General features: G+C 34.8%; 32 protein-coding genes and 2 pseudogenes. 4 read left to right on the forward strand and 30 right to left on the reverse strand.

From position 1 onward, the window contains the following. Positions 1-175: 175 nt before the first annotated feature. Positions 176-358, reverse strand: coding sequence for a hypothetical protein (locus tag B7C41_RS04500; protein ID WP_085297570.1), 183 nt, complete (start codon positions 356-358; stop codon positions 176-178). Positions 359-798: 440 nt separating this feature from the next. Between B7C41_RS04500 and B7C41_RS04505 the strand changes: the two genes are divergently transcribed. Beyond that, complete coding sequence (locus B7C41_RS04505) at positions 799-1,392, forward strand: paraquat-inducible protein A (protein ID WP_085297571.1); 594 nt, start codon at positions 799-801, stop codon at positions 1,390-1,392. A 146-nt stretch (positions 1,393-1,538) separates the two neighbouring features. Here the strand turns inward: B7C41_RS04505 and B7C41_RS04510 are convergent, their stop codons facing one another. The 3 genes from B7C41_RS04510 to B7C41_RS04520 form a co-directional block, all read right to left on the reverse strand. After that, positions 1,539-1,901 carry a Rieske (2Fe-2S) protein gene (locus tag B7C41_RS04510; RefSeq protein ID WP_158089080.1) on the reverse strand — a complete coding sequence of 121 codons (363 nt, stop codon included), beginning with the start codon at positions 1,899-1,901 and terminating at the stop codon, positions 1,539-1,541. Positions 1,902-2,507: 606 nt separating this feature from the next. Further along, positions 2,508-2,765, reverse strand: a complete 258-nt coding sequence (locus B7C41_RS04515) for a S24/S26 family peptidase (protein WP_143764281.1) — start codon at positions 2,763-2,765, stop codon at positions 2,508-2,510. Between the two features lie 336 nt (positions 2,766-3,101). Continuing rightward, positions 3,102-3,527, reverse strand: a complete 426-nt coding sequence (locus tag B7C41_RS04520; protein ID WP_085297574.1) for a hypothetical protein — start codon at positions 3,525-3,527, stop codon at positions 3,102-3,104. 181 nt (positions 3,528-3,708) lie between these two features. Here B7C41_RS04520 and B7C41_RS04525 point away from each other — a divergent pair, with 181 nt between their 5' ends. Further along, on the forward strand, positions 3,709-4,482 hold the full coding sequence (locus B7C41_RS04525) for a substrate-binding periplasmic protein (protein WP_085297575.1): 774 nt from the start codon (positions 3,709-3,711) through the stop codon (positions 4,480-4,482). 212 nt (positions 4,483-4,694) lie between these two features. Here the strand turns inward: B7C41_RS04525 and B7C41_RS04530 are convergent, their stop codons facing one another. The 3 genes from B7C41_RS04530 to B7C41_RS04540 all read right to left on the reverse strand — a co-directional run bounded on the left by B7C41_RS04530 (position 4,695) and on the right by B7C41_RS04540 (position 7,346). Further along, positions 4,695-5,408 carry a hypothetical protein gene (locus B7C41_RS04530; protein WP_085297576.1) on the reverse strand — a complete coding sequence of 238 codons (714 nt, stop codon included), beginning with the start codon at positions 5,406-5,408 and terminating at the stop codon, positions 4,695-4,697. A 135-nt stretch (positions 5,409-5,543) separates the two neighbouring features. Further along, on the reverse strand, positions 5,544-6,758 hold the full coding sequence (locus B7C41_RS04535; protein WP_085297577.1) for a CaiB/BaiF CoA transferase family protein: 1,215 nt from the start codon (positions 6,756-6,758) through the stop codon (positions 5,544-5,546). An 87-nt stretch (positions 6,759-6,845) separates the two neighbouring features. Next, positions 6,846-7,346: a DUF1579 family protein gene (locus tag B7C41_RS04540; RefSeq protein ID WP_085297578.1), complete on the reverse strand. Its 501-nt coding sequence runs from the start codon at positions 7,344-7,346 to the stop codon at positions 6,846-6,848. Between the two features lie 284 nt (positions 7,347-7,630). On the opposite strand from B7C41_RS04540, the gene B7C41_RS20570 reads away from it, so the two are divergent. Further along, the gene (locus B7C41_RS20570) at positions 7,631-7,681 is read left to right on the forward strand and encodes a hypothetical protein (RefSeq protein WP_328590765.1); all 51 of its coding nucleotides are present in this window, start codon (positions 7,631-7,633) and stop codon (positions 7,679-7,681) included. Between the two features lie 333 nt (positions 7,682-8,014). On the opposite strand, the gene B7C41_RS04550 is transcribed toward B7C41_RS20570, so the two are convergent. The 8 genes and pseudogenes from B7C41_RS04550 to B7C41_RS04580 form a co-directional block, all read right to left on the reverse strand. Next, a complete protein-coding gene (locus B7C41_RS04550; RefSeq protein WP_085297579.1) occupies positions 8,015-8,554 on the reverse strand; it encodes a hypothetical protein in 540 nt (179 codons plus the stop codon). A gap of 189 nt (positions 8,555-8,743) precedes the next feature. After that, positions 8,744-8,983 (reverse strand): annotated as a pseudogene (locus tag B7C41_RS20655) (IS3-like element ISCps9 family transposase); the annotation flags it as partial. Continuing rightward, a complete protein-coding gene (locus B7C41_RS20505; protein ID WP_268875394.1) occupies positions 8,970-9,101 on the reverse strand; it encodes a hypothetical protein in 132 nt (43 codons plus the stop codon). The pseudogene B7C41_RS20655 and the gene B7C41_RS20505, both read right to left, overlap by 14 nt. 117 nt (positions 9,102-9,218) lie before the next feature. Next, entirely contained in the window at positions 9,219-9,677 is a 459-nt protein-coding gene (locus tag B7C41_RS04555) for a hypothetical protein (protein WP_085297580.1), read from the reverse strand. Between the two features lie 233 nt (positions 9,678-9,910). Next, positions 9,911-10,633, reverse strand: coding sequence for a L,D-transpeptidase family protein (locus B7C41_RS04565; protein ID WP_085297710.1), 723 nt, complete (start codon positions 10,631-10,633; stop codon positions 9,911-9,913). A 113-nt stretch (positions 10,634-10,746) separates the two neighbouring features. Next, entirely contained in the window at positions 10,747-11,139 is a 393-nt protein-coding gene (locus B7C41_RS04570; RefSeq protein WP_085297581.1) for a hypothetical protein, read from the reverse strand. Between the two features lie 116 nt (positions 11,140-11,255). Next, positions 11,256-11,702 (reverse strand): energy transducer TonB, encoded by a 447-nt coding sequence (locus B7C41_RS04575; protein WP_235839594.1) that lies wholly within the window; start codon positions 11,700-11,702, stop codon positions 11,256-11,258. Positions 11,703-11,822: 120 nt separating this feature from the next. Further along, on the reverse strand, positions 11,823-12,122 hold the full coding sequence (locus tag B7C41_RS04580) for a hypothetical protein (RefSeq protein ID WP_085297582.1): 300 nt from the start codon (positions 12,120-12,122) through the stop codon (positions 11,823-11,825). 639 nt (positions 12,123-12,761) lie between these two features. Between B7C41_RS04580 and B7C41_RS04585 the strand changes: the two are divergent. Next, a pseudogene (locus tag B7C41_RS04585) lies at positions 12,762-13,254 on the forward strand (transposase); the annotation flags it as partial. Positions 13,255-13,768: 514 nt separating this feature from the next. On the opposite strand, the gene B7C41_RS04595 reads toward B7C41_RS04585, so the two are convergent. The 15 genes from B7C41_RS04595 to B7C41_RS04665 form a co-directional block, all read right to left on the reverse strand. After that, the gene (locus tag B7C41_RS04595) at positions 13,769-13,960 is read right to left on the reverse strand and encodes a hypothetical protein (protein WP_085297584.1); all 192 of its coding nucleotides are present in this window, start codon (positions 13,958-13,960) and stop codon (positions 13,769-13,771) included. Positions 13,961-14,087: 127 nt separating this feature from the next. Then, on the reverse strand, positions 14,088-14,279 hold the full coding sequence (locus B7C41_RS04600) for a hypothetical protein (RefSeq protein WP_085297585.1): 192 nt from the start codon (positions 14,277-14,279) through the stop codon (positions 14,088-14,090). A 135-nt stretch (positions 14,280-14,414) separates the two neighbouring features. Continuing rightward, entirely contained in the window at positions 14,415-14,900 is a 486-nt protein-coding gene (locus B7C41_RS04605) for a VOC family protein (protein ID WP_085297586.1), read from the reverse strand. 157 nt (positions 14,901-15,057) lie between these two features. Beyond that, positions 15,058-15,516 carry a GNAT family N-acetyltransferase gene (locus B7C41_RS04610; RefSeq protein WP_085297587.1) on the reverse strand — a complete coding sequence of 153 codons (459 nt, stop codon included), beginning with the start codon at positions 15,514-15,516 and terminating at the stop codon, positions 15,058-15,060. A 113-nt stretch (positions 15,517-15,629) separates the two neighbouring features. Beyond that, positions 15,630-16,820: an alpha/beta hydrolase gene (locus B7C41_RS04615; protein ID WP_085297588.1), complete on the reverse strand. Its 1,191-nt coding sequence runs from the start codon at positions 16,818-16,820 to the stop codon at positions 15,630-15,632. A gap of 146 nt (positions 16,821-16,966) precedes the next feature. Next, positions 16,967-17,215 (reverse strand): hypothetical protein, encoded by a 249-nt coding sequence (locus tag B7C41_RS04620; RefSeq protein WP_085297589.1) that lies wholly within the window; start codon positions 17,213-17,215, stop codon positions 16,967-16,969. A gap of 124 nt (positions 17,216-17,339) precedes the next feature. Beyond that, positions 17,340-17,966, reverse strand: coding sequence for a LysE family translocator (locus B7C41_RS04625; protein ID WP_085297590.1), 627 nt, complete (start codon positions 17,964-17,966; stop codon positions 17,340-17,342). Between the two features lie 128 nt (positions 17,967-18,094). Further along, positions 18,095-18,490, reverse strand: coding sequence for a dioxygenase (locus tag B7C41_RS04630; RefSeq protein ID WP_143764282.1), 396 nt, complete (start codon positions 18,488-18,490; stop codon positions 18,095-18,097). A gap of 137 nt (positions 18,491-18,627) precedes the next feature. Then, the gene (locus B7C41_RS04635; protein ID WP_085297592.1) at positions 18,628-18,933 is read right to left on the reverse strand and encodes a hypothetical protein; all 306 of its coding nucleotides are present in this window, start codon (positions 18,931-18,933) and stop codon (positions 18,628-18,630) included. Beyond that, positions 18,933-19,322, reverse strand: coding sequence for a hypothetical protein (locus B7C41_RS04640; RefSeq protein ID WP_085297593.1), 390 nt, complete (start codon positions 19,320-19,322; stop codon positions 18,933-18,935). The genes B7C41_RS04635 and B7C41_RS04640 overlap by 1 nt, the downstream gene beginning before the upstream one ends. Before the next feature lie 139 nt (positions 19,323-19,461). Further along, entirely contained in the window at positions 19,462-19,926 is a 465-nt protein-coding gene (locus B7C41_RS04645; RefSeq protein WP_085297594.1) for an AraC family transcriptional regulator, read from the reverse strand. 134 nt (positions 19,927-20,060) lie between these two features. Further along, the gene (locus B7C41_RS04650; protein ID WP_085297712.1) at positions 20,061-20,750 is read right to left on the reverse strand and encodes a hypothetical protein; all 690 of its coding nucleotides are present in this window, start codon (positions 20,748-20,750) and stop codon (positions 20,061-20,063) included. Between the two features lie 128 nt (positions 20,751-20,878). Next, entirely contained in the window at positions 20,879-21,520 is a 642-nt protein-coding gene (locus tag B7C41_RS04655; RefSeq protein WP_085297595.1) for a DUF4760 domain-containing protein, read from the reverse strand. Positions 21,521-21,626: 106 nt separating this feature from the next. Then, positions 21,627-22,283: a hypothetical protein gene (locus B7C41_RS04660; RefSeq protein ID WP_143764284.1), complete on the reverse strand. Its 657-nt coding sequence runs from the start codon at positions 22,281-22,283 to the stop codon at positions 21,627-21,629. Between the two features lie 27 nt (positions 22,284-22,310). Continuing rightward, on the reverse strand, positions 22,311-22,916 hold the full coding sequence (locus B7C41_RS04665; protein ID WP_085297597.1) for a hypothetical protein: 606 nt from the start codon (positions 22,914-22,916) through the stop codon (positions 22,311-22,313). Positions 22,917-22,945 lie beyond the last annotated feature (29 nt).

Here is a 22,945-nt window from a genome sequence, read left to right on the forward strand (position 1 = left end):
TTTTCATCCTTTAAATTTGTAATATTTTACTTTTCGACACGTGCTTACTGAGTTAGAAATACTGAACTAGATATTTTTAAAAACAGCTATCATTAAAAGTAATTTAGCCAATATATGCAAGCGCGTATATTGGCAATTATCATTAAAACTTAAAGTCATTCAGCAATACCTCTACCTAGTTATAACCTAAAACAAAGCCAAATGAAGCGTCTGGCTGGTTATCATTTTTTAAAGGGTGCTGTTGTGCGTAATTCAAGGTTTCGACTAGTTGGTGATTATCGCCACGACAATTCGTACGCAGACTTTCATGGTATTGAGTTAATTCTTTTGTGTTTTTAAAATCATTAATAGAAGCCATAATTTTTTCCTCATCAAATATTGGTGGTAAGTACTTTCCTGAACTTACGTATGATTGATTGCAAAACGTACACCAACAAAGACAAATAAAGCAAACTCATGATTTTAAATAATAAAATAAAGATAGAAAAGTGTATTTACGATTGCAGAAAATAGTAATTTGCATTTTGCAAAGCAGTTTAAGCAGCTATTAGCGAAACCGTACGTAAATATCGTAAATTTAATATTTGTTAACTGACCTGAACTCGGGATAACGATAGTGAAAGAATAGTTATCTCAAAGCATTACCAAGTTTAAATCTACAGTAGCGCTATTAAAGCTTATTTCTCATCCCGAGATCAGATTAACTATTTATCGAAAAGCAATTGCCCGTTAAACTTATAGCCAGTTAGTATTATGTCAGTAATCACATAGATAAATAATTTAGGAAATTTTTAAATAATGATAAGAAAACATTTAGGTTTTGTAATTAACCTCATTGCCATTGCACTATTCATACCCGGTATTTTATTACCAATGTTTTCACTAAATATGGCGATGACCGCTAATGTCAGTGGTGCTAAACTTACCAACACATTGATCGACAAAAACCTGTCTTTGTTACAAACCATTCAAGAGCTGTGGCAAGATGAACGCCTGTTGGTTGCAGGACTAATTTTTGCCTTTTCAATTTGTATTCCAATCATAAAATTTACGTTACTAAGCTTTGCTTATGCTAAAAAGCATTCGACATTAGAAGTTAAAATTTATAACTTTATCAGCCAAATTGGTAAATGGTCGATGGCAGACGTATTCGTTGTCGCAATATTCCTTGCTGTATTATCAACCAACCACGCAGAAACAGCGACACAGCAACAATTAGCGCTATTTGGCTTCAAGTTAGACTTAATTGTCAGTAGTGAAACGTTATCGGCATTGGGCGCAGGTTTTTATTACTTCACCGCTTACTGTTTATTATCCCTGCTCGGCACCACAATTAGTCAAAGTAGCGTTTCGTATAAACCTAAAAAACTTGAGCAAGATACCCCAACATAGCAAATATTATGCTAACAACCTACCATTCCTTTAAGCTCTAATTAGTTAAACGTTGCGGCATATTTAACACTCGGCTTAGATAACAACCTTAACTTTAGAGTAAGGTTGTTATCTTTTGAAAGCACTTTCTGATTTCGGTGTTAGATTTACTTAACTGACTTACTAATAAAAAATTTTTCACCTCGTTTTTCAACCAAATAGGCATAGTTATATTCGCTAAAAATACAAATAGGTCGGCGATGTAATGAACAATATACGTTACCATCGGGCTTTAATTCATCCTGACTTATATCAGCACCTTGATGCGGACACTTAGCTGATACTGCACGGTATTCCATTTTTCCGTTGTCTAGTTTTCGACAATAAATAGCGACCTTTTTTGCAACATTAGATAATGGTAGAGTTGCCTGCCCTAAAATCACATCATTTCTATCAGTATAAGTAATATCCGTTATTTCACTTTCTACTTTAGCTAAGCCGCCAGGTGGAAAATATTCTTTAATTGTCAATAATGTCACTTTACCTCACTAAATAATTTAGTTTTCATTTATCACTATTTTGCCACCTTATGCACAAAAAGATAATTTTACCTTAAAAATAAAAGTTATCCTGAATACATGTGTAGTTAAAATTCAACAATACATAAATTACACCATTATCCTTGTCCTATTAAATTTCTAAGGCGTATTAAACATTTGCACTATAAACTCTGGTGGAGCTATTCCGTTTGCACGGTCACTAGCACCTTACAGCGATTTATAACCGCTATAAAATAGTTAAGAGTAGTGCTATTTAGCTCGCTAAAAGTAAGGACCATCATTATGATAATTGGCAATAACTATCTCAATCAACTCATTCAAAAGATAACCGTTCTAATGACATGATGCTGTCATTTCTAGAAAAATGCTTAAGGGATTGAGCGAGACAAGTTAGCTGAGCTAGACACAGTAGAGGAAGAAATTGCAAAAAATGAAAATATGAGCCCAAAATAAAAACAAAAAACTATTGAGCAACTAAATAAAATGAAAGAATGAATTGGATAAAGATGCACAACAATCGTTTCGAGATGAAGATGGAGGCAATAGCAAGCATCAACTTTACTAATTACTAATACGCTATGTATGGGAAAACACACTCAGCACTCGCCCAATGACCTGATTAGCACTTATTGGCCCTAGTTGCTCTACTGGCATACTTTGGCTGTTTTCTCCTTTCACCCAAATAAAACCATGGTGGTCAACTAAAGCGACAGTTTTAACAATCAAACCATAATTATGATGCTGCACCAAAATTCTTTTCCCTTCTCCGAGAAAAAAACTACTAAACCAACTACAGGATAACACGTAGCTTTCATTAGGTATTTTTGGCGACATACTCTCGCCTTTGATTTTAAAGAAAGTAAACCCAAACATTATCTCGCTCCTATTGTGTATACATGCGTACTTAATTACGTAGAAAAGTCGTCATTTTCTGGTTCAATATTACGACAATAAGCCAACGCTTGTGCGAAACTAAACACTTCATCCAACTTTTGAATAATTTTATATAGCATTCCAGTACTCCATTTCATCTTCATGACTTCGCAACAAGTTTCAAAATTACAGCTCATCATTCATGTAGGAAATAATTAATACGCTAATAGATCCATTAATCAAAAGAACAGCATTTCTTTTGACCATGAACGTTAAAACAGTTAAATACTTTACTTATTAATGTACAACATCAGCTTGGCATTCTATTGTTTGCTGTAATCGGTATAACTTCGTTAAACAATCCTCACAAGTAGGGTATTTATCAGCAAAGTGTAAAATTTTCTTTAATGTTGCTCCCAAAGCGCCAAAAGCTAAACTTCGCAAGGAATCGCTAGCAATATGGTTTTGACTGGTATGAAAAGCTTCTTGATAAGCCTTTACTAAATAACCTATTGAACGGTCATATTCGCCTTGTGTTTCAAATAATATTGCTAGGTTTTGGCACGCACAAATCCAAGCCATCAGTAATGACTCATACTCACCATCCTGCAACCAGAGTCCTTCTAATTGACTATAGGCTGATTTATAATAAAGCTCAGCTTTTATCCATTGCTGCTCTTCAAAACAGCGATTACCTTTTTTCATTAAAAGCTGCCAATGCATAACTGTTCCTTAGTGAATCTTTTTTTACGGATCAAATGATAATCATTATCATTTGATTGTACAAGTAATAATTTATAATATTGTTTTATATAAAAATTAAACTAACAGATTAAAGTCAGTAACAAACTCAAAGTATTTAGTGCTATTCCCATTTACTGCTCTATAATGCCTTACATAATGAATGGTTATTATTACGACGTTGAAAATATACCTGATCAATAAATACTTAATTTCACTAGCTTACATAGCATTACTTTCTAGTCATTCGTTGCAAGCAGCTAACGATAAACTAAATGTTAGCGTACCGTCATTTGCTCCTTTTAACGCTTTTGTTGAAAACTCAGGCTGCTCTGGTGCAAGTGTTATGGCGGTACAAAAAACAATTGAAAACCTTAATGTGGAATTGAAATTTGTTAATTATCCGTACGCAAGAATACTTTATTCGTTAAAAACGGCTGAATTAGACCTTGCCTTAATTTTTAAAAATACTGCAATTGAAGATGATGCAGACTATATCGGTCCACTGTCATATTCAAAAATAGTTGTCGTGAGCCATATAGATAATACTATTGATAATTATGATGACTTATATACATTAAAAAATATTGCCGTGATCAGGAATGCACAATTTGAAGAGACCTTTGATCAAGATAGAAAGCTTAATAAAGCTAATGTTGACAGTTACCAACAAGCAGTAAAAATGCTTAAACACGGCCGTGTTGATGCCGTTATTGGTTCATTAATTGGAATTGAATATGCATTACATCAGCAAAATATGAATAACGATATAATATCAAAAGCTTTTCATCTTGGTAGTAAGGAATGGGGATTACATTTGTCAAAAAAATCAAAGCATATCAAGCTAAAGCCATCGTTAATCAAAGCCGTTAAGAAGAATTACCAAGAAGACCTGATCCACCAACTCTACGAACAGCAAATACAAAACTGTATATAGTAAGGAGTGTAAATATTACTTAATATTTTAAGGTTAACAATTAACAATGGTTATATTTACACTAGTACCAAGCCACCCATCTTTAAAAACTTTCCACACATATTGCAGACTCAATACGTTCAATTTCTCATAAAGCAAAATTTGGGGAGTTCAGATATTGCGAACTATAATCGGTAGCCGTAAAAAAAGTTAATAAACTAGCACTTGAACACCTACGCTGTATTTTTAAAGGCATGTAGTTTTAAGTAGCGTTTTGAGATATTTAAAAAAGCCCATACTAGCGTCAGTGGAAATAATACGATAAATAAGTACTTAGCATACATTAGCGGTATAACGGCTGAGAACGCTAAATAAAAGGCATAAACAACAAGCGATAACTTATTTACTTTTGCAAATTGAAAAGCCGAAACAAAATTACCCACAACACCTAAATTTTTCAACCGAGCAATTAAGCATGGCAATAAACCCACGACAAGTGAGAGCAAAGAAAACAACCACGCTAGTAATAAGTTTGCCCAGAAAAACTCTTTACTAAAAGCCCCCTTATGATCACTGCTGATATTAAATGCCTTCGCCAAAAAAGAGTTAGAGTCTACATACATACTATAAATGGCAATAGCATCCGTCATCCAAATAAGAAAAAACAACCCCTGTACAACCATCACAAGGCCAACATTCATCATAAGTGTAGATTTTTGTGCTTGTTTATCTTCAACATCATTAAATAATAATGGGTGTAAAACCAAACTTACCAAGGGTATAAACAATATAAAACCCGCACAAAATGAAATATACATCGAAGATAGCTCATACTCTATTAGCAATGTCTCTATTGTTTGCGCAATAGCAAAAATTAATAACGAAGCGATTATCAATAACGTAGCACTTATTATTCTATTTTTTGTCAATTGCTTTATACTTTTCATTTTAAAACCAACTAATTACATTGTATATAATGATCATAGCGTTTTTTAAACTAAAATGGTTTGATTTACATTAACCTCTGCACTAATCCTTTAATAAATATTTATCAATAAAGTGAAATTTCATTAATCAGCCTATTATTCAACTACATTAGCATTAACTAGCGTTTTAATTTTTTCTTCATCGTAAGCCAAAAACTGACTTAAAACTTGGTTACTGTGCTCACCAATATTTGGCGCCGCATGCTTATACTGCAATGGCGTTTGTGAAAGGTTAATCGGTGAAGCGATCGTTTTAATCAAATTACCCTTTTTATCTGGTATTTTTTTAATCATGCCTCTATGTTGAACCTGCGGGTGCTTAAATACTTGCTCTAAGGTGTTTACTGGTCCGCAAGGTACTGCAATTGCTTCTAATATCGCCACCCAATAACCAGTGCTTTTCTGGGCAATAATTGCCGCTAAGATTGGAATTAACCGCTTCCGGTTTTCAACTCGCAATTGGTTAGTTTGGTAAAAATCATTTTGAGCTAATTCTGAACATTTAGCGGCATGACAAAATTTTTCAAATTGTTGATCATTACCTATCGCTAAAATTAAGCTGCCATCATTAGTCGCAAAGGTTTGATAGGGGACAATATTGGGGTGGCCATTACCCAACCGTGTTGGATTTTTATCAGTAGTTAAATAGTTCATCCCCTGATTTGCTAACGTAGCAACTTGTACATCAAGTAATGCAATATCTATATGTTGTCCTTGTTCTGTATGTGTTCTGGCCATTAGTGCTGCAAGAATGGCATTTGCACTATAAAGCCCCGTCATCACATCAACAACAGCTACACCAACTTTCATCGGTTGACCCTTCGGATCACCCGTTAAACTCATTAACCCGCCCTCACCCTGAATCATTGCATCATAGCCAGCTTTATGTGCGTACGGACCACTTTGCCCAAAGCCAGTAATAGAGCAATAAATTAATTTTGGGTTAATAGCTTTAACTTGCTGGTAGCTCAAACCATAATTTTCAAGACCGCCTACTTTATAGTTTTCTATCAAGACATCAGCTTTAGCAATCATATCTTTGATCACTTGCTGCCCTTCGGCTCGAGTAATATCAATAGCAATAGATTGTTTGTTACGGTTTGCACAGTGATAATATGCGGCTTGCGCAGGTTCGTCACCATGTGCTGGTTTAATAAATGGAGGCCCCCAGTGACGCGTATCATCGCCTTTAATCGGGCGTTCAACTTTAATAACTTCAGCCCCCATATCCGCTAGCATTTGTGATGCCCAAGGCCCTGCTAAAATTCGGCTTAAATCTACAACCTTAATACCTTTTAACGCTTCCGACATTTATAAACCTGCATTTACTGTTTGTATCAATATAAAAAATGGCAACTAAAAATAGTGACTTACAACATAATCGCTTGTAGTACTAAGTTACTGCGGACGAACATTATAGCGAGCAAAGTGCTTCCATGTACCATCTGGTTGAGATGCTTCGAGTACGAATAACCAAGTATTTGTATCTGAATCATAGGTGAATGTGTCTCGAAAAGGACCACTACCGTATAGGAATGTGAATTGAATCGAATTACCTGCAGCACTGCCTGTGCCGTGTGGAATAGAGTGCTTAGCACCAAAACTGTCAATCCAATGTACAATGACAGAATCACTCTCTGCGTCGTACCCGATCAGCACACGCGCCTCGTACGTCGTTTCTACATCTTTAATGTAGATCTCTGTGAAAGCACCTTGGAGCGTAGGTCCGGCGACCATTTTATGAGTAACAAGCTTACCTCTAATATCACCCGTCATAACCCAATTTCCATCCAGTGCCTTCAAGACAGCTGGACGTTCAGGAATTTTCGGCTGCTCTTGAGCATGTAAATTACCTGATAAAAAAAACACCAAAAAACTAACTATTACTACAAACCGCATATGACCTTCCTTCGAGTACTAATGAGACCGTAAAATTTTTATTTTTGAAAATTCAATTTTAAAGTTTATTATAAAAGCAGGCTAAAATCGCAGCTATACGCGTATTCTGTGCCAAAGCAGTGCTTATATTTAATCTCAAGCACTAAAAAATATTCTATACGTGGCTTTCTGGTAATGCTACGGCTTATAGCCCCTGCTGAGAGTAAAAATTACAAGTGTAACATTTTGATCAGCTTATAAACCAATAACTTAACACTGGTCGTTATGGCTCAGCAAGTGAAATTGTGAAGATTGAATTAAGAGCATTAGAAGATCAAGCAACATACTGCCCCTAGGTGAGCAAAGCTGTGTTGCTACATATGGCTATGAAAGATTATTGACTGAATTAGATAAAGACAACCATTAATGAATAAGTTTGTATTATTTTCGAAAGCCAAAACCGATTTGATAGAAATAGCAAAACATACTCAAATAACTTGGGGTGTGCATCAACAAAATGGTTACTAAAAAGTACTAGATAATACGTATATTACATAAAATTATGGATATTAACGCCGTATTCTAGAAAAATATAACGCCAAAATCATACCTCGCCATAGGTGGTTGTATAGGCTTTCTTATATAATTTTTTTTCTAAGTACTCGTTATTCATCATATTAAAAATATAGCTATAATTTTCCAACTTTATCAATATAATCACCATTGTATGCTCTGAAAAATACATTAGCGTCTATTTTCTCTGTATTGGCGTGAGGAAACTCAAGCACTACCTCTACACTGCCTTTGTTATTTTTAACCATGGTAACAATTTTTTTATAGAGCTGTTTTTTCTTAGTAATTTTTTCTTCAAAATCGGCTATTGTTGGATCAGTTTGTGGCATTCTCGCAATTATAAAAGTGTTTGCGTTATTTTTTAGCGGAAATTTATCCTCTGGTATGAAAATTTCAAACTGCCCGTACTCAGTATAATTTATACTTCTTTCGTCTAATATCTCATATCTATAATTTGAAGCTTCACGAGAATAACCACTGTTTTTAAGTCGAATATCAGAGGCTAAAATAGTATTCTGAGGTGTTAGAGTTAGCCTAAAATTTCTAAATGTGAAACCTTTCGAGCTTGTATAAGCATGAACTTGTACTTCTTCGGTAGAATAAGCAGAGGCACTGCAGAAGAACACAGCCATAAATAAAAAAATATTCTTTAACATATATAACTCTGATTAGTGGTTATCATATAGGCACAATAAGGGACTAAAAATGTTTGCTAACATGTGTAGAAAAGCGAAATTGAGCAAGCGGTTAGTAGTGCTCTTCTCCCGATAAAATGGACACTCTCCATTTTCAACCTGCTGCTAGTCTTACTCAGTAGATGGTTCATACCCTAAACTCGAAAACAGTCATTGTCTACTGCAAAAGTAATACAGGTAAGCTTTTAATTTCATGACTAATTTGCACATAGTCTCAAGCCTATTTCCTCTAATGATATCCGCTTTGAGTGAGTAATAAAATGACTCAAGTTCAGCATTATCAGTACAACAACTAGGACGATCCATGCTCGCTTTAATGTTACGTTTGATTAAAGGTTGTTGTATTACATGCGCTCTATATTCAGCCTCTCTAGCACTATGAAATAGCAAGGTTATGGCGAGGTTTGATAGAGAACTTACTTTCTCGATATTTTTCGCCAGCCAGAAGTATGGACGATTGAATATCAAATGTCTGAGCAACATTCTTAGATAAAATTTCGTCACTCAAGCTTAACTATACTGCTTTTATTTTGAAATCGACAAGGTAGAATCATATCTTTGAAATTGTGTATATTTAAGCATTATTGCCTTCTCAAGGCCGTTTTAAGCAGTTTGTATGGTAACTTTAAAAGCAACTCGTCTCAGTTTTGGGTTTACTTGGTAACCAAGTTAAAATCTTCCACTCCCCGTTCAAATTTACTGCTGAATATGTGCTACACATACTATCTAATTGTTCACTATTAGTTTTAATACGATCAAAAAATACGGTAGCGACAACAAAGTTTGAACCTGATTGTGTTTTTGAAATATCACGAATTACTGACTTTTGATAGCCGTCTTCCTCTAAAGCCTTAATAATTGATGCCAAAATAGACTCTACTTTTTTGCTATTTCCTGGAACCATAACATGGTTACCAAAAATGAATTGAACATTAGGATGGAAGTGTTGTTCTGATATTTTCTGCAGCTGCCGTGAGCTAAAACTAGCATAAAAATCAGTTATAAAATCATCAAAGCTTTCTAATTCAGTAGAAAACGTGAGTGAAGAAAAAAGAAAAGAAAATAGAATAAAAAAATACTTCATATAGATTGACCGACCATGTTGTTAACTCATTAATTAAATACGTTAAAAGAACTCCACAAGAAGTTATTGGTCATGACGCATAAACGATAAACATCGGACCGTTCATAAACAACAAGATGACACTATTCTAATTGCACAGCTCAGACACTATTACAGCACCTCATTAAGAGGCAAAAATTGTTGGCTAAAATAAGCGACGAAAAAGCAAAGAACTAACGGGTTTTTGTCCTGATTTAATGACTTGTAATGTTTTTAGTAACCATACTATATTCATTTACTATATCTTTGTATAGCTCCGCAACCCATATAGGAGAGCCATTTGGGATACTAAGCTCACTTAACGATGGATTAGTAGGCGAGATAATTACTCGAGTATTAGATAAACCTGTAGTATGCACTAGATAAAATAAGTTCTCTATTACAGTGTCACCCATAGCTAAACAACCTATAGAAGCAGAACGACCATGAATAAAAATATTAGTACCAGGAGAAGTTCTCCCTTCATTTATTGCATGTTGTAAATCAAAAGCATTTGGATAATTTAGCTTCATGGATAAGTGGTAAGCACTATTAGGATTGAAACCCTCAATTTTATAGATACCTTCTGGCACTTGTTTGTCACCTTCAACCAATTTGGGTCCTAAAATGCCACTTGCTGCTTTAACATTATAACGAGTTATGAATTTAAATATTTTATCTTCGTTTGAAGCCCAAACTTCCAACTCTTTTGTGTCTTTAAAAGCAATTAGAGAAAGGTTTTTAGGAGGAAAGCTTATAGCTTTAGAAAGAAATAAAGAAGATAATTCTTGTGAAACTGTTAACTCTAGTTTTTTTATAACCTCAGCTACAGTTTTTTTACCCGTAAATTTAATCACTACCGGATGCCATAAACTTCTTCCATATTGATAAACAACGAATAAGCATACTAATGAGATTAATACTAAAACCTTTTTCAACTTACCGTACCGTGAGAAAAACATTACACCTATTTAAGCATAAAAATATAGTTAGTTAAAATGTTAAGCAACGTGAAAATAGCCAGTGGTATCTTTTTCGTTTAAAGCGCTTTTTAACTGCTCATTTCATCCAAACGCGCAACAAAGGCTTTTAATTGAGATATTCCAACATGCTTATCTTTGTAAAGATTTATCGCCTTATCAAAATATGCTCCTGCTTTCGATAGATCCCCCAAACTCTCGTGTAATAACCCAATTCTAAGATAAGTAAATGATAAACTATTTGGCCCCACTTCAGATTGTAAAGCACTAGAATTATCTGACTCTAAGATCCTAGCTAGCGCTTTAAGTGCATAAAGCCCGCTATCAGATGTACCTTTTAAGTATTGAGTATGAGCCAATGCTATTTCTTTTTTAAGAAAGTCTGGAGAAATTTCATTGGCAATTGTAAGGTTTGAAGCTAACGTGCCTAAAGTAAATAGGCTTAATTTGATTATATTTTTCATTTTAATTTCCTTATAGATTGAAATATACCGCAATATATCTGTGCAGATAACACCTTGCTAAAATGTGTAGCGAAACAGCCAACAGTCATTTGTCCCGCTTAAAGTTTTTGTTAGCGCTAAACTTCATGTTTAGGACAATTTTCCAAGTACTTCGCTTCCGTTGGGTTTCTGCTAGTCGAAAAATCCATTCGAATAGAAGTTAAAACTGGCGTACTGTTCTTATTTTTATCTGTAACTTTCCACTTCCATTCAACTAGCGCGGCGGCGGCATTATTATCAAATACACCTTTAGGATACGATGAGCGAACCTTGTACCCTGTAGCTTTTCCATTTTGATCAATGCCAACAATCAAATCAACGCAACCCGATATATTATTTTTTGCAGCTGAAACGGGATATCTTGGTTCAATTCTTTTTACAACACGCCAGTACTCTTCAGCAAGTTTAACTTGTTCTTTACCTGATAAGTCGAGGTAATCAATTTTAGTTTTGTCAACTTTAGTTGTTGGCGCACAAGAAGTCACAAAAAGTGCAAGTGGTAGTAAAAAGTATGATTTATTCAAAGCTATCTCCTTTAGCTCTAATGCCATTTTAAGCGGCAAATTACAGTTGGCTAAAATAACAGAGGCTCGAATAAAGTCACCTGTAATTTGCCCGATTTGAAAACCCTTGTTATAAGTTTACTATGCTGTTCTTTGTTCAGTTAAACTCAAGCGTTTATAGGAACTATAAACTTGTTGCTTTGAATGGTTTAAAGTTAAATATACATCCATTTCCACACTCATTAAACCTGATATTGGATTAACCTCTAAAACTCCATGCTCTCCAAGCTTTGCAGATAGAAGAGCTACTTTTCCATTAGCTAGAAAACTCGAATCTTGATCTCGCAGGTCACCATCCACATATAGTTTTGCTCCGTGTGTCCAAGTATTAACTATTTTAATTGTGTGATTTTTAACTCTGAATTGAAACTCTTTTCTCATTACAAACTCCGTTTTATGAAATATTTATAAGACCGTTTTAAGTAGCAAATTGCCGCTGGCTAAAATTAGCGACGAAGGAGAAAAAGTTGGCTACTTTTATCTTTCTTTAACAGCTTGTATGGATAATATATCCATCTAAATTACTTTTTAATCCCCTTTTTGGGTAATAGACCGATAACGAGAACAAATGCGACAAAGAACACCAAACATAACACTCGAATAGTCTACTGGGTCTCAAACCCGAATTTTGCAAGTATGAGTTAGCTTATTATGAATATAAATATAAATCAAAGTATTAAAACCGGTGTTGATACAAATAAATACCAATTCAAAGTGTTGCTGATGGGGATTGAAGGTTAAATAAAGCAGCGATACAAGAAACAAGATAACAAGGCTACTTTTGATAGTTTACCTAGTGCAGGTCCGCAACTAGCACCGCATTTATTAGTCGCTTTTGGGCACAATAAAGAACGTTATACCGGTGCAGAAATATGTGGGTATTACACCGGTTATTGAAAATAGTATCAAAAAAATATAGGCACATTGGTGGTATAGTTGCCCTGCCTTTTTAAGGCAAGCCTTCGAGGAGTGGGCTGGTTTTTCGGTACGATACTCCTTCTGGGTGAAGGCTTATTATGACCAAAAGAAATTACGTCATCCATCAAGCCTATGCTTACTGCACTGAAAAATCAGCTAAAAAAAATAGACAATAAATTACACAAACTCATCGAAAGCTGCGAGGAGTATAAAATTAAAAATGACACTATTCAGAGCATGTTTGGAGTAGGAAAAGTCGTCGCATTCAACTTAATCAGTAAAATACCTGAGCTTGGTTATATCAACAATAAAGAAGCGGCATCGTTGGTCGGTGTAGCTTCTTTCAACCGAAAAAATGGCTCGTATAAAGGTAAGCGTATGATACCTGGTGAACATTCACAAATAAGAGCGGCCATGCACATGGCAATGATGTCAGCCATTCAATGCACCCCAAAAATTTAAAGTGATTTATCATCAGCTAGTCGCCGTAGGAAAATCCAAAAAAGTAGCGATAATAGCCTGTATTAGGAAGCTCGTGATCACACTCAATTCGATGATGAGAGATGGTGTCTATTGGGATCCTAAAATGAATTAATTATTAAGGTTTGACACCATAGTCACTTGTTATGTTGCAGCTTGGCATTGTTAATTCATAGAGTGTGCTTAAGGCGATTCATATGTCTAGCAACTATCCTGGGCGCGCAGACATGTAGTCAAGGTGTGGCCCACAGCTTCCCTCTGATTCGCAATCGTTGACTCCGTCTTTGTCTGTATCCCAGCTCGGATGCATCTTGTAGTCTGGGCAATACGTCGCTCCAAACTCTGCATCAAGTAATCCAGCAGCACGAGCCTCATTAACGTTCAAATAACGATTAGCATATGCGTCACAGAGAGGTGCTTTTTGCATAGTGGTAGACGAACACCCTGCAACTGCTAATAAAATTAAAAACCAGAAAATTCTGAAATAAAAACTCATTTATTGACCCTTAACCATTAGATAAGTGCAAATTCTTTAGACACATAACGCCCGCTTAAGCGGAGAATTTTGTTGGCTAAACTGTTGAACGGAGTGAAAAAAGCCAACACTATTCTTCCATTTGCGCGCCTTGTTATAGCGAACCATCATCTGACTTTATTTCTTTTTTAAAGCTATTAGGTGAAAGACCTTCTTTAATTATTTTATCTAATTCAGCTCTTTTCTTTGAATCGTCGCCATTTTCATTTTGATCCAATTTTCTTTCTTCGGCTTTCGCTAGGTTTTTTAATGAAGGTTGAAACATTGACATTATTTCTACACTCACAATATATCTCCATGAATTAATTGCTGTTGTAATTACAACTATTGATATAGGGGCAAGAATATAAATATCAAATTGATCGAAAATTGACCTTTCGCTTTAACACCAAGTTAGCAGCGCATTACGTTGATTATTGCATGCCAGCCATTCTATATAAAAAGTACGCAAAACCAGAAAATGCAAGAACACTAACAATTACCATAATTGTTAATGTTTTTGATTTTGTCATTGAATCTATAAGTGCAACTTCCGTTTGCATCCGAAGAAGATCTAGATTGTCATCTGATTCTTTTAACTGAGGCTTACCTCTTTTCTGAACCATGAAAATATACTCCATTAGTTGATATGATTATTGTACTGCTAACGCCTTACTAAGCGGCGCTAAATTGTTGACCAAAATGTGAAGCAGAGCGAACAGCCCGCTGTTTTTAGTCCTTTTAAATTACTTGTTATAGGTTTAATTATCTGAAACTAATTCATGAACATTGCCATCAGGGTCAGAGAAGAATGCAGTGTACTCCCCCCATGGTTGTCGTGCTGGTTTTGCAACAAACTTTACACCAAGTTTTAATAACTTCTCGTATGTTAAATCAACGTCTTTACTACTTTTATATTTAAAACCAACTCCAACCCCTGATCCTGACCTTTTGTCTTGTAATGATTTTGTTGGAATAAATGAATTAAGGTTTGACTTACTTGATATAGATAAGCGCATTCCTTTCGTACGGAATTCTATAAATTCTCCAACTTCATTAACGATGCTCATCTCAAGTTTATTTTTATAAAACTCTTTCATTTTTTGATAGTTATCAGTATGTAAAGTCACCATATAAATAGTGCCCATTAGTGATATTTTATGTACGTCAGCTTGAGCAGGCATAGAGAATATTCCACAAATAGATATAAAGTTAAATGCTAGTAGTAAAGTTTTTTTAATATTCATCGTTTTAATCCGTAAGATTGATGCTATGTAAAGTTCAGTGAGCAATAAACCTATAACGCCGCAATAAGCGGAAAATTATAGTTGGCTAAAATGTGAAGTGAAGCGAAACCAACCAACTGTTATTTTTCCTGCTTGAGTGGCTTGTTAACTTACGTTTTCACTGAACAGATACCATAGGATAATAAATTATTCCATTTTTTTTCTGGCGTTCACCATCTAATCGAAAACCAAAACTCTCATAAATTGGAACAGCAACAGTTGATGATTTAACCCAGTAGCCGTTCCTATTTCCTTTATTAAAACAAATGCTTTTTGCTTCTTCCCATAATTTTTTAGATATTTTCAAGTTTCTATAAGAAGGAGCTACAAAAAGTTGATCGATCTTTTCATTCACATGGATAGTAATTAATCCGGCAATTTTTTTATCTTTAATAAAGCATAACGTCAAATAATCTTTATTTAGAATTCTGCTTTTTATAGATGATAAGTCATTGGGTTTATAAAATAGCTTGATACCTTCTTCATCAAAATCTGGGTTAAGTTCTGGCTCAACTGCTTTAATAATTAAATCTCTTATTTCAGCAGTATCTTCGACTTGTGCTTCTCGTATACTCATAATTTTTCAGTAAGCTAACGCTCAAACAATAGTTAAATATCAGTTGGTTAAAATAATCGACACAGGAGCAAAAACAACTATTATTTGTCCTGATTTATTTTCTTGTTAGGTTTTTATGACTCTAGTTTTGACTTAGACTCATTAACCATATCTTGTAGAGCATCTATAATATGAGCCTCACGCTTTTGTTGTTTTGCTAAATTGAGTGCCTTAACAAAACTACTATGTGATTTTTCATGCTTGCTAGCCTTTTCATAACCTTGTGCCAGCCTCATGTGAGCATAAGAATAGTCGGGGTAATCTTGTACAAATTGCTCTAGTGTAAAAATAGCTTCGACTGGTCGTTGGTTTATTTGTTGTTGTTCAGCAAACTCCACGTAAATATCAACTGGAACTGAAATAGTGAAACCAAACTGTTTGGATAATGTAGCGTAGTAATTCTTAAGCACTGAAGCATCAGCATACATAGCTAACTCAGGCGTAACTTTAAAATTAATGTCAGAATATAGGTACTCTAAACCATTGCTTACCGCGGGGAGAATACCACTCATGTGGGTACGCTCTGGATAGTGTTCAAATTTCCAATCCAAATTAGCTGGCTTATTTCTTTCCATGTTGGTTAATAACTCTAATGTGCCGGTATAAAAACGACTACCTTCACCTGCAACCGTAATAAAAAGTTTCTGTTTTTTACGTTTAGCTAATGTGAGTTTTTTTGAATTTTGAATTATCTCATCATAACTCCACCACCCATTTGCACTTATTGATAAATAGTTATTAAAAAGCTTAGGTTCTTCAAATAAGGCTGATAGCGCCAATGTTCCGGCATTGGAATGACCTATAATGGTTCTATGTGGGTATGTAGCGTATTTTTTATCAATAAATGGAAATAACTCGTCACTAAGGAATTTTAGAAAGTTATCTTGTCCTGACTTAGGCCATTTAGACTTAACGAAAGTTTGAAACTCCGTTTTAGGCTCACCATTGATTGCAGGTAAATAGTCACGAGGTCGATTTGTTGTTTGAATCCCAACGACCATCGTCTTTGGTATTTGTTCATAGTCGACTAAAGATTGGACAATACCAGTAACAGTATGAAAGTGATGTTCACTATCAAGTAGATAGATAACGTATAACGAGTCATCTTCAGTTACTCCTTTAGGTACATAAACGGAAATAGGTCTATCTTCACCAATAATATCTGAATGTATTGTGAAATTTTCACCGATGCTAATTTCATCGGACGCTGATGTTTCAGGTAACGCAACTAAAATAATTAAGAGTAATAACGTTAATAACCGCATGCATAAATCCTTTTGTGAACTCTATAGTGATAAAAAACCTAACGCCCAAATATGAGGCTGATTAATAGTTTGCTATAATGTGAAGCGAAGCGAAACCGAGCAAACTGTTAGCAGTTTCGCTTTATTTGCTTGTTAGCTGTTTAAAACTACCTCTTAGGGTTTGAAATTCCAGATAATCTACCAAAAAATGCAGCTAAGCCTATTGTTTTACGAATTCTCTCAGCCCAAAGCCCCCCAATAATAAAACCTGCAAAGCCACATAAGGGTATGATAAGGTTATATAAGTCACCGGCCTGTGCACTTAGAATAAAGCCAATTATAAGCCCTGCTATTGTTGGCGAAGCAGCCAACATTAACCAAAGTAATGAGTGAATGAAAAGTGCTACAAACTTCATAATTTCCTTAAACTGCTAACGCCCTGTTAACAGAGAATAATGTAATTGGTTAAAATAAGCGACGAAGGAGCAAAAACCAACTGTTTTTTGTCCTTGTTTAACAGCTTGTTAGCATACGCGTACACTATTGTTGTTTTAATGCTGCTACTGCTAAACCTGATGTTATAAAGGTTAAACCCGCCCCAATATTTAAGCCATTTATAACTTTAGGTTTTTCATGAAGCCAGCCAGCTAAGCGTGATGCAAAAACTCCCATTAACGCGAAGCCTACTGCCGTTAACAAAGCAAACCAAATGCCATATACAATCATTTGAGTTGTGACTGATCCGAGTTCAGGATTAACAAATTGTGGAATAAATGCAAGCACAAATATCCCAGGTTTCGGGTTGAGTGCAGCAGATAAGAATCCAGTTGTTAAGATACTAATAAGTGGTTGTTTTTCAGTTGGAGTTAGGTTTATAAGGCTTCGAGAGCTTAGTACTTTGATGCCTAACCAAATTAAGTATCCAGCACCGATTAACTTTACAATGATAAAAGCTAACTCTGAAGTTTGTATTAATAATGTAAGTCCAAATGTAGCAGTTAATATATGAAATAAAATCCCCATTCCAGACGCTACTCCAGAGAAACACGCAGCAAGCTTACCTTGGCTTAAACCGCGACCAATAGCCAAAATATTATCTGGGCCCGGTGATATAACCAAAAGTAAACACGCTAGTGTATATGTAATCCAAACTTCTATCGGAAACATCAATCATCCTTAAGTATGCTAACGCCGCATTAAGCGGTGAGTAATTGTTTGCTTAAATGTGAAACGAAGTGGAACCGAGCAAACTGTTACGAATGATCTTCCCCCGATAAAATGGACACTCTCCATTTTCAATCTACTTCTAATTCATATTCAGCAGGTGATTTTTGATAAAACTTAAACTCTAGCCTGTTACTTGCAGGATCGTTGATAATGAATTTACCTGACTCACTATTATCATTATTTATTTTTTCATTCGGCGGAAGGACAAAGGCGATGCTTTTATTTTCTATTTTTTTCACGATAGATAACCATTCAGTTTTTTCTAAAATGACACCAAAATGATCTATGGATTGTGCCTTCATCTTTTCTGTTTCTTGGTGCAGAGTTAGTTGATGACCAAAAAAGATGATGTCTATCCATTTACCAGTATCTCGACCTTTTTTACAACCAAGAAAATTAACATAAAACTCTTCTGCTAACCGTAGGTTAGGAACAACAAAAGATAAATGAAATGGATTATTCAATCTAGCACCTCTATATGAAAAATACCTAACGCCCATTTAAGGAGCTGATAATAGTTTGCTAAAATAGTGAAGTGAAGCGGAACCGAGCAAACTGTTAGCAGTCCCGCTTGAAATTCTTGTTATATGCCGTTTACACTTTACTCTGCTGTTTGATGTAACCCTTTAACAGAATTAAGAACTGTGGTTAAAGAGACCCAAAAAACGCTTATACCACCAAGTATTATTACTAACTTTTGATCTTCATAGTCACCAAGAGCTTTGGTGCCTTCTAAAACAAAATAGCATAACTCAATTCCTGTATAACCAGCTGCTGCCGCGAGCATTATTGAAAAAATATCAGTCAAGATTGGTAGCTTTTTAGATACTGATAGTGAATAGATAATAAAAATAATTGCAAAAGTTATTGCAACATAAATAAACATATTTGAAATCGTCGGAAACATTATTTGTCCTCCGATTCAAAAGCTTCAATTATTTCTTTTCTGAACTCTTCAGCGACTTCTAAGTCGTCTTCCGTTGGATTATCATTTTCTCTCAGAAAACGTCTTAACGTTTTTATATCCTCTTTTTTTCTTTGCCAAAATGATAAAGAAACAGTTATAACCCCAATGCATATTGAAATTATAGCGACTGGTATTTTTTCAAGTTCTGGAAACAAATAAGATGCAAATATTGCGGCACCGGCCATTGTTGCGATCGCTGAAGATATGAATACCTGAATTATGTTAGATTTTTTTCTGTTACGCGTATATTTTGCAATTAAAACTAAATCTTCTGCTTTTGCTTTAGTTATATTTTTTGCAAAATTGGCCATTTTTTCTTGTTCGTTCATGCACAACCTTATTTAGGCTTATAACGCCGTTTTAAGCGGCAAATTGCAGTTGGCTAAAATAAGTGAGGCACGAACAAAAAGCCAACTGTAATTTGTCCGACTTGAAAACCCTTGTTAGGCTTTTGTACGCTGAACTAGATTACAGTATTGGAAGATACACATCTGTGATCATATCCGATTCTTTAATTTGAGGACCAACATTAACATAATGAAAAAAAATGGGGAAATCAGTAAGTGTTTCACCACTTTTAGGTAACCACTCTTTATATAAGTCTCTCGCTGTAGTCATATTTTCACGTGATCCTAAATGACGAACTTTTGCGCAACGTAGAGCTGGAATTGTTTTAGCAACAACTCCATAGGTATTTTCGGCAATTTCATGTTCAACAGAAACACATAAATCTACGCGATAATCTGATGGTGAAACTATATTAGGATCATTGTAATGAACCCCATAGCTACGATGAAGTTCCGAAGGTGGTAGTTTGTTTTCTTTACGCCATTCGACAAGTTTCATGATGGAATTATTTTCAAGCATAGGCGAACCGTGATGTTCAACAACCGCAACTTTTGTTTTAGGAAAATTAATTATTTCAACGTCCATTTATACTCCTAACTAAAGAAAAGCCTAACGCCCTAATAATGGGCAAAATATTGTTGGCTAAAATGTTGAGGAACGAAAACAGCCAACTGTTTTTTGTCCTTATTAATTAGTTTGTTAGGCATACTTTTCCTCGATTACATTCTTACCCCGTAAACAAAATTGCAACTCGGATAAACATGATGTGAGCTTAATGGTTTTAGCTCTAGCAACTCTACCCTACCTATTAAATCGGTGATAATGTTATTATGGATTTCTAAATAAAATGTCCAATCACCATTTGATGAAGTTAATTGAATATATGGGTAACCAGTTAACTCCCACTTCCCCATTTTATGTTCGGTTTTATTATTAGGATCATTTTTGTAGGATATTTGATAAGTGTTATCTCGATTGAGTCTAAGCTTGGCAGAGTGATCACATTTGTCACTTGTATATTGATTAACCAAATCTTGGCTGAGCACTTTATCACTTTGCTCCACCCCTTCAGGAATCAAAAATAAACCAATGCTGTTTTTTGAATACCAGTGATTACCTTTAAAAAGTGGCTGTACATCAGCATCAGACCATCCAAGCTTGGCGATTACGCTTATAAAATGATCTAGGCTACCTTTACCTTCAATAAAAGGGGAATAGAGTATTGTAGAATTTTGAATTTCATCAGGAAAAGCCAGAGTATTATTTTCAACTTCATAATCCATTTCTTCGAGTTTTTGAGTAATTAAAAGAACATCATCATCGGATAAATATCGTTTATACAAATACACCTTTGTTGTGGAACAGCCGCTCAAAAAAATAGAAATTAGAAAAACACTTATAAATTTCAAATTATCACCATCCTTGATTGTATGCCTAACGCCCAAATAACAGGCTAAGTAATGGTTGGCTAAAATTGTGTAGCGAAGCGAAACGTAGCCAACTGTTACGTGTCCTTGTTGATTTTCTTGTTATGTATTTATTTTCCAATGATTTTTAATGCGTGTGGTCTTTGGCTAACGCTTAATTTTGACTGTATTTTACTATGTTCACTAGTAAGTAAATCATGCTCAGATTTTTCTTTCCATAATTTGTAAAGAGTTACTAGGTTCGTATAAACCTTTGATTCAGAGTTTGGTCTGAGGACTGAAAAATATGGTTGAAAGTCTGTGAGGTAATTCAGCAAAGAGCTACCTTCTAACTCATAACACTTTTCTTCATCTAAAACACCTGACAATATATATTGTGATAACACCTCTAGATGATTTAAACTTTCTACAACTAAATAGAAAAATATAGTTGAATTTCGAAAGCTATCTTCCCATTCCTTTGAGCACTTTGAGCTTTCCCTACAAAGGGCTTTTTCATCACCATCAAATTTAGGAATAGTCGCATATCCTTCATTAGAAAATGCTTTCATATGTGATTTCGTGATTTCACCTCGCTTTCTTTCTAGAATACTTAAGGAATTAATCATCGATTCTCTTGATATCTTCACATTTGAATCATTTTTTAATTGTCTTAATTGAAAGATAGCAATAACTAAACCACCCAGCATTAATGGCCCTGATAGGAAGTAAATAAACTCAGCAACTCCCCTATATTCTGTGATGAATTCCATGCCCTCTCCTAAATACATAACGCCTTACTTAAGCGGAAAAATACAGTTGGCTATAATGTGAACGGAGTGAAACAGCCAACTGTATTTTTTCCGTTTGAAGTTCTTGTTAGGTTTTATTTTCCAATATTGCGTTCTTTACTTTTGATAAAGCTAGATACGCTTCACCATAACCAATAAAACTAGAGTTAGTTTTCTGATTATCAAAAGCGTACCTCCATGACTCAAATGCACTTGAAGATGCATGGAGTATGTCAGCCATATTAAATTTTATTTTCAAATCAAATTCCTTATTTATTTGCTCAAGGACGCCCTTGTAGTACTGATTATCACTAAAATATTTTTTAAGTAATGTGTTAGCCTTTTTCTTAGATTTAGTACTTATCATTTGATAAAGTGCAATTAAATCATGTCCAGTTTGCCAACCGTTCCCTTCATAGAAAATAATAGCTTTTATTAACATTTCCAAAGTAAATGAAGCATTAACAATGAAGGGGGTGAAATATTCAGGATCCCTTTTGCCATTAGGAGAAGTAATTCCCATGAACTTTGGGCTTTTCCCAATAATAATCGGGAAAAATTTCAAATCACTTTCCATTACACCTGACGCCTTCTCAGCGAGAGAAATAGACGCCTTATGAAATCTTTCAATGTTTTTTTCTAAATGTATCGTATTAATATCCATATTCACACTCATAAAACCTAACGCCCCACTAAGAGGCAAATAATAGTTGGTTAAAATAAGCGACGAAGGAGCAAAAACCAACTGTTATTTGTCCTTTTGAGTGACTTGTTAGCTATTCTTACCACCAAACCCTAAACCAAATTTTTGAACAAGTTTGTCTAGTTTGTTGTGGTTTATAGGATTAAGAATAGTTTGATACACCCACGTATAATATTCGTTTGTAGATATATTTTTACTCGCACTTTCTTTGCCAATAAGCTCTGAAAGTACAGTATATTCTAGATAGCAAACAATTATATGACTAAGCGTACCACCTTCGGTACCACTCCCAAATGGACGTTCAAATTGTACATTTGGAAATTCAGCCTTTATAGCTGCTCTAAACTCAGATTTACTTCCACGACCATTTTTAATTACATGCCAATGGAATTGTTCATGTAGAAATGATGAAAGCAGTTTAGTGTTGCTATTGAGGTATTCCTCCTGAGTACTCATTGTTAGCACAGGATGGCTTCGAGGAGTTCTTGCTTTTTCATCAACTTCGATACTATCAGTAATAATCCAAGGTGATAAATCATAAGTTTTTTGAAGTGATTCAAGTTCATATTTAATTTTTAATTCATCATCTGAGTTATTCACCGCTTTGATTGAAATACCGGCAACTGAATGAAATGAAAATATTAAGGCAAAAACAGTTAAAAATTTAGAGTACATACACATCCTTGATTGAATAGCTAACGCCG

The sequence above is a fragment of the Cognaticolwellia mytili genome, from assembly GCF_002104475.1.
Taxonomy (GTDB): domain Bacteria; phylum Pseudomonadota; class Gammaproteobacteria; order Enterobacterales; family Alteromonadaceae; genus Cognaticolwellia; species Cognaticolwellia mytili.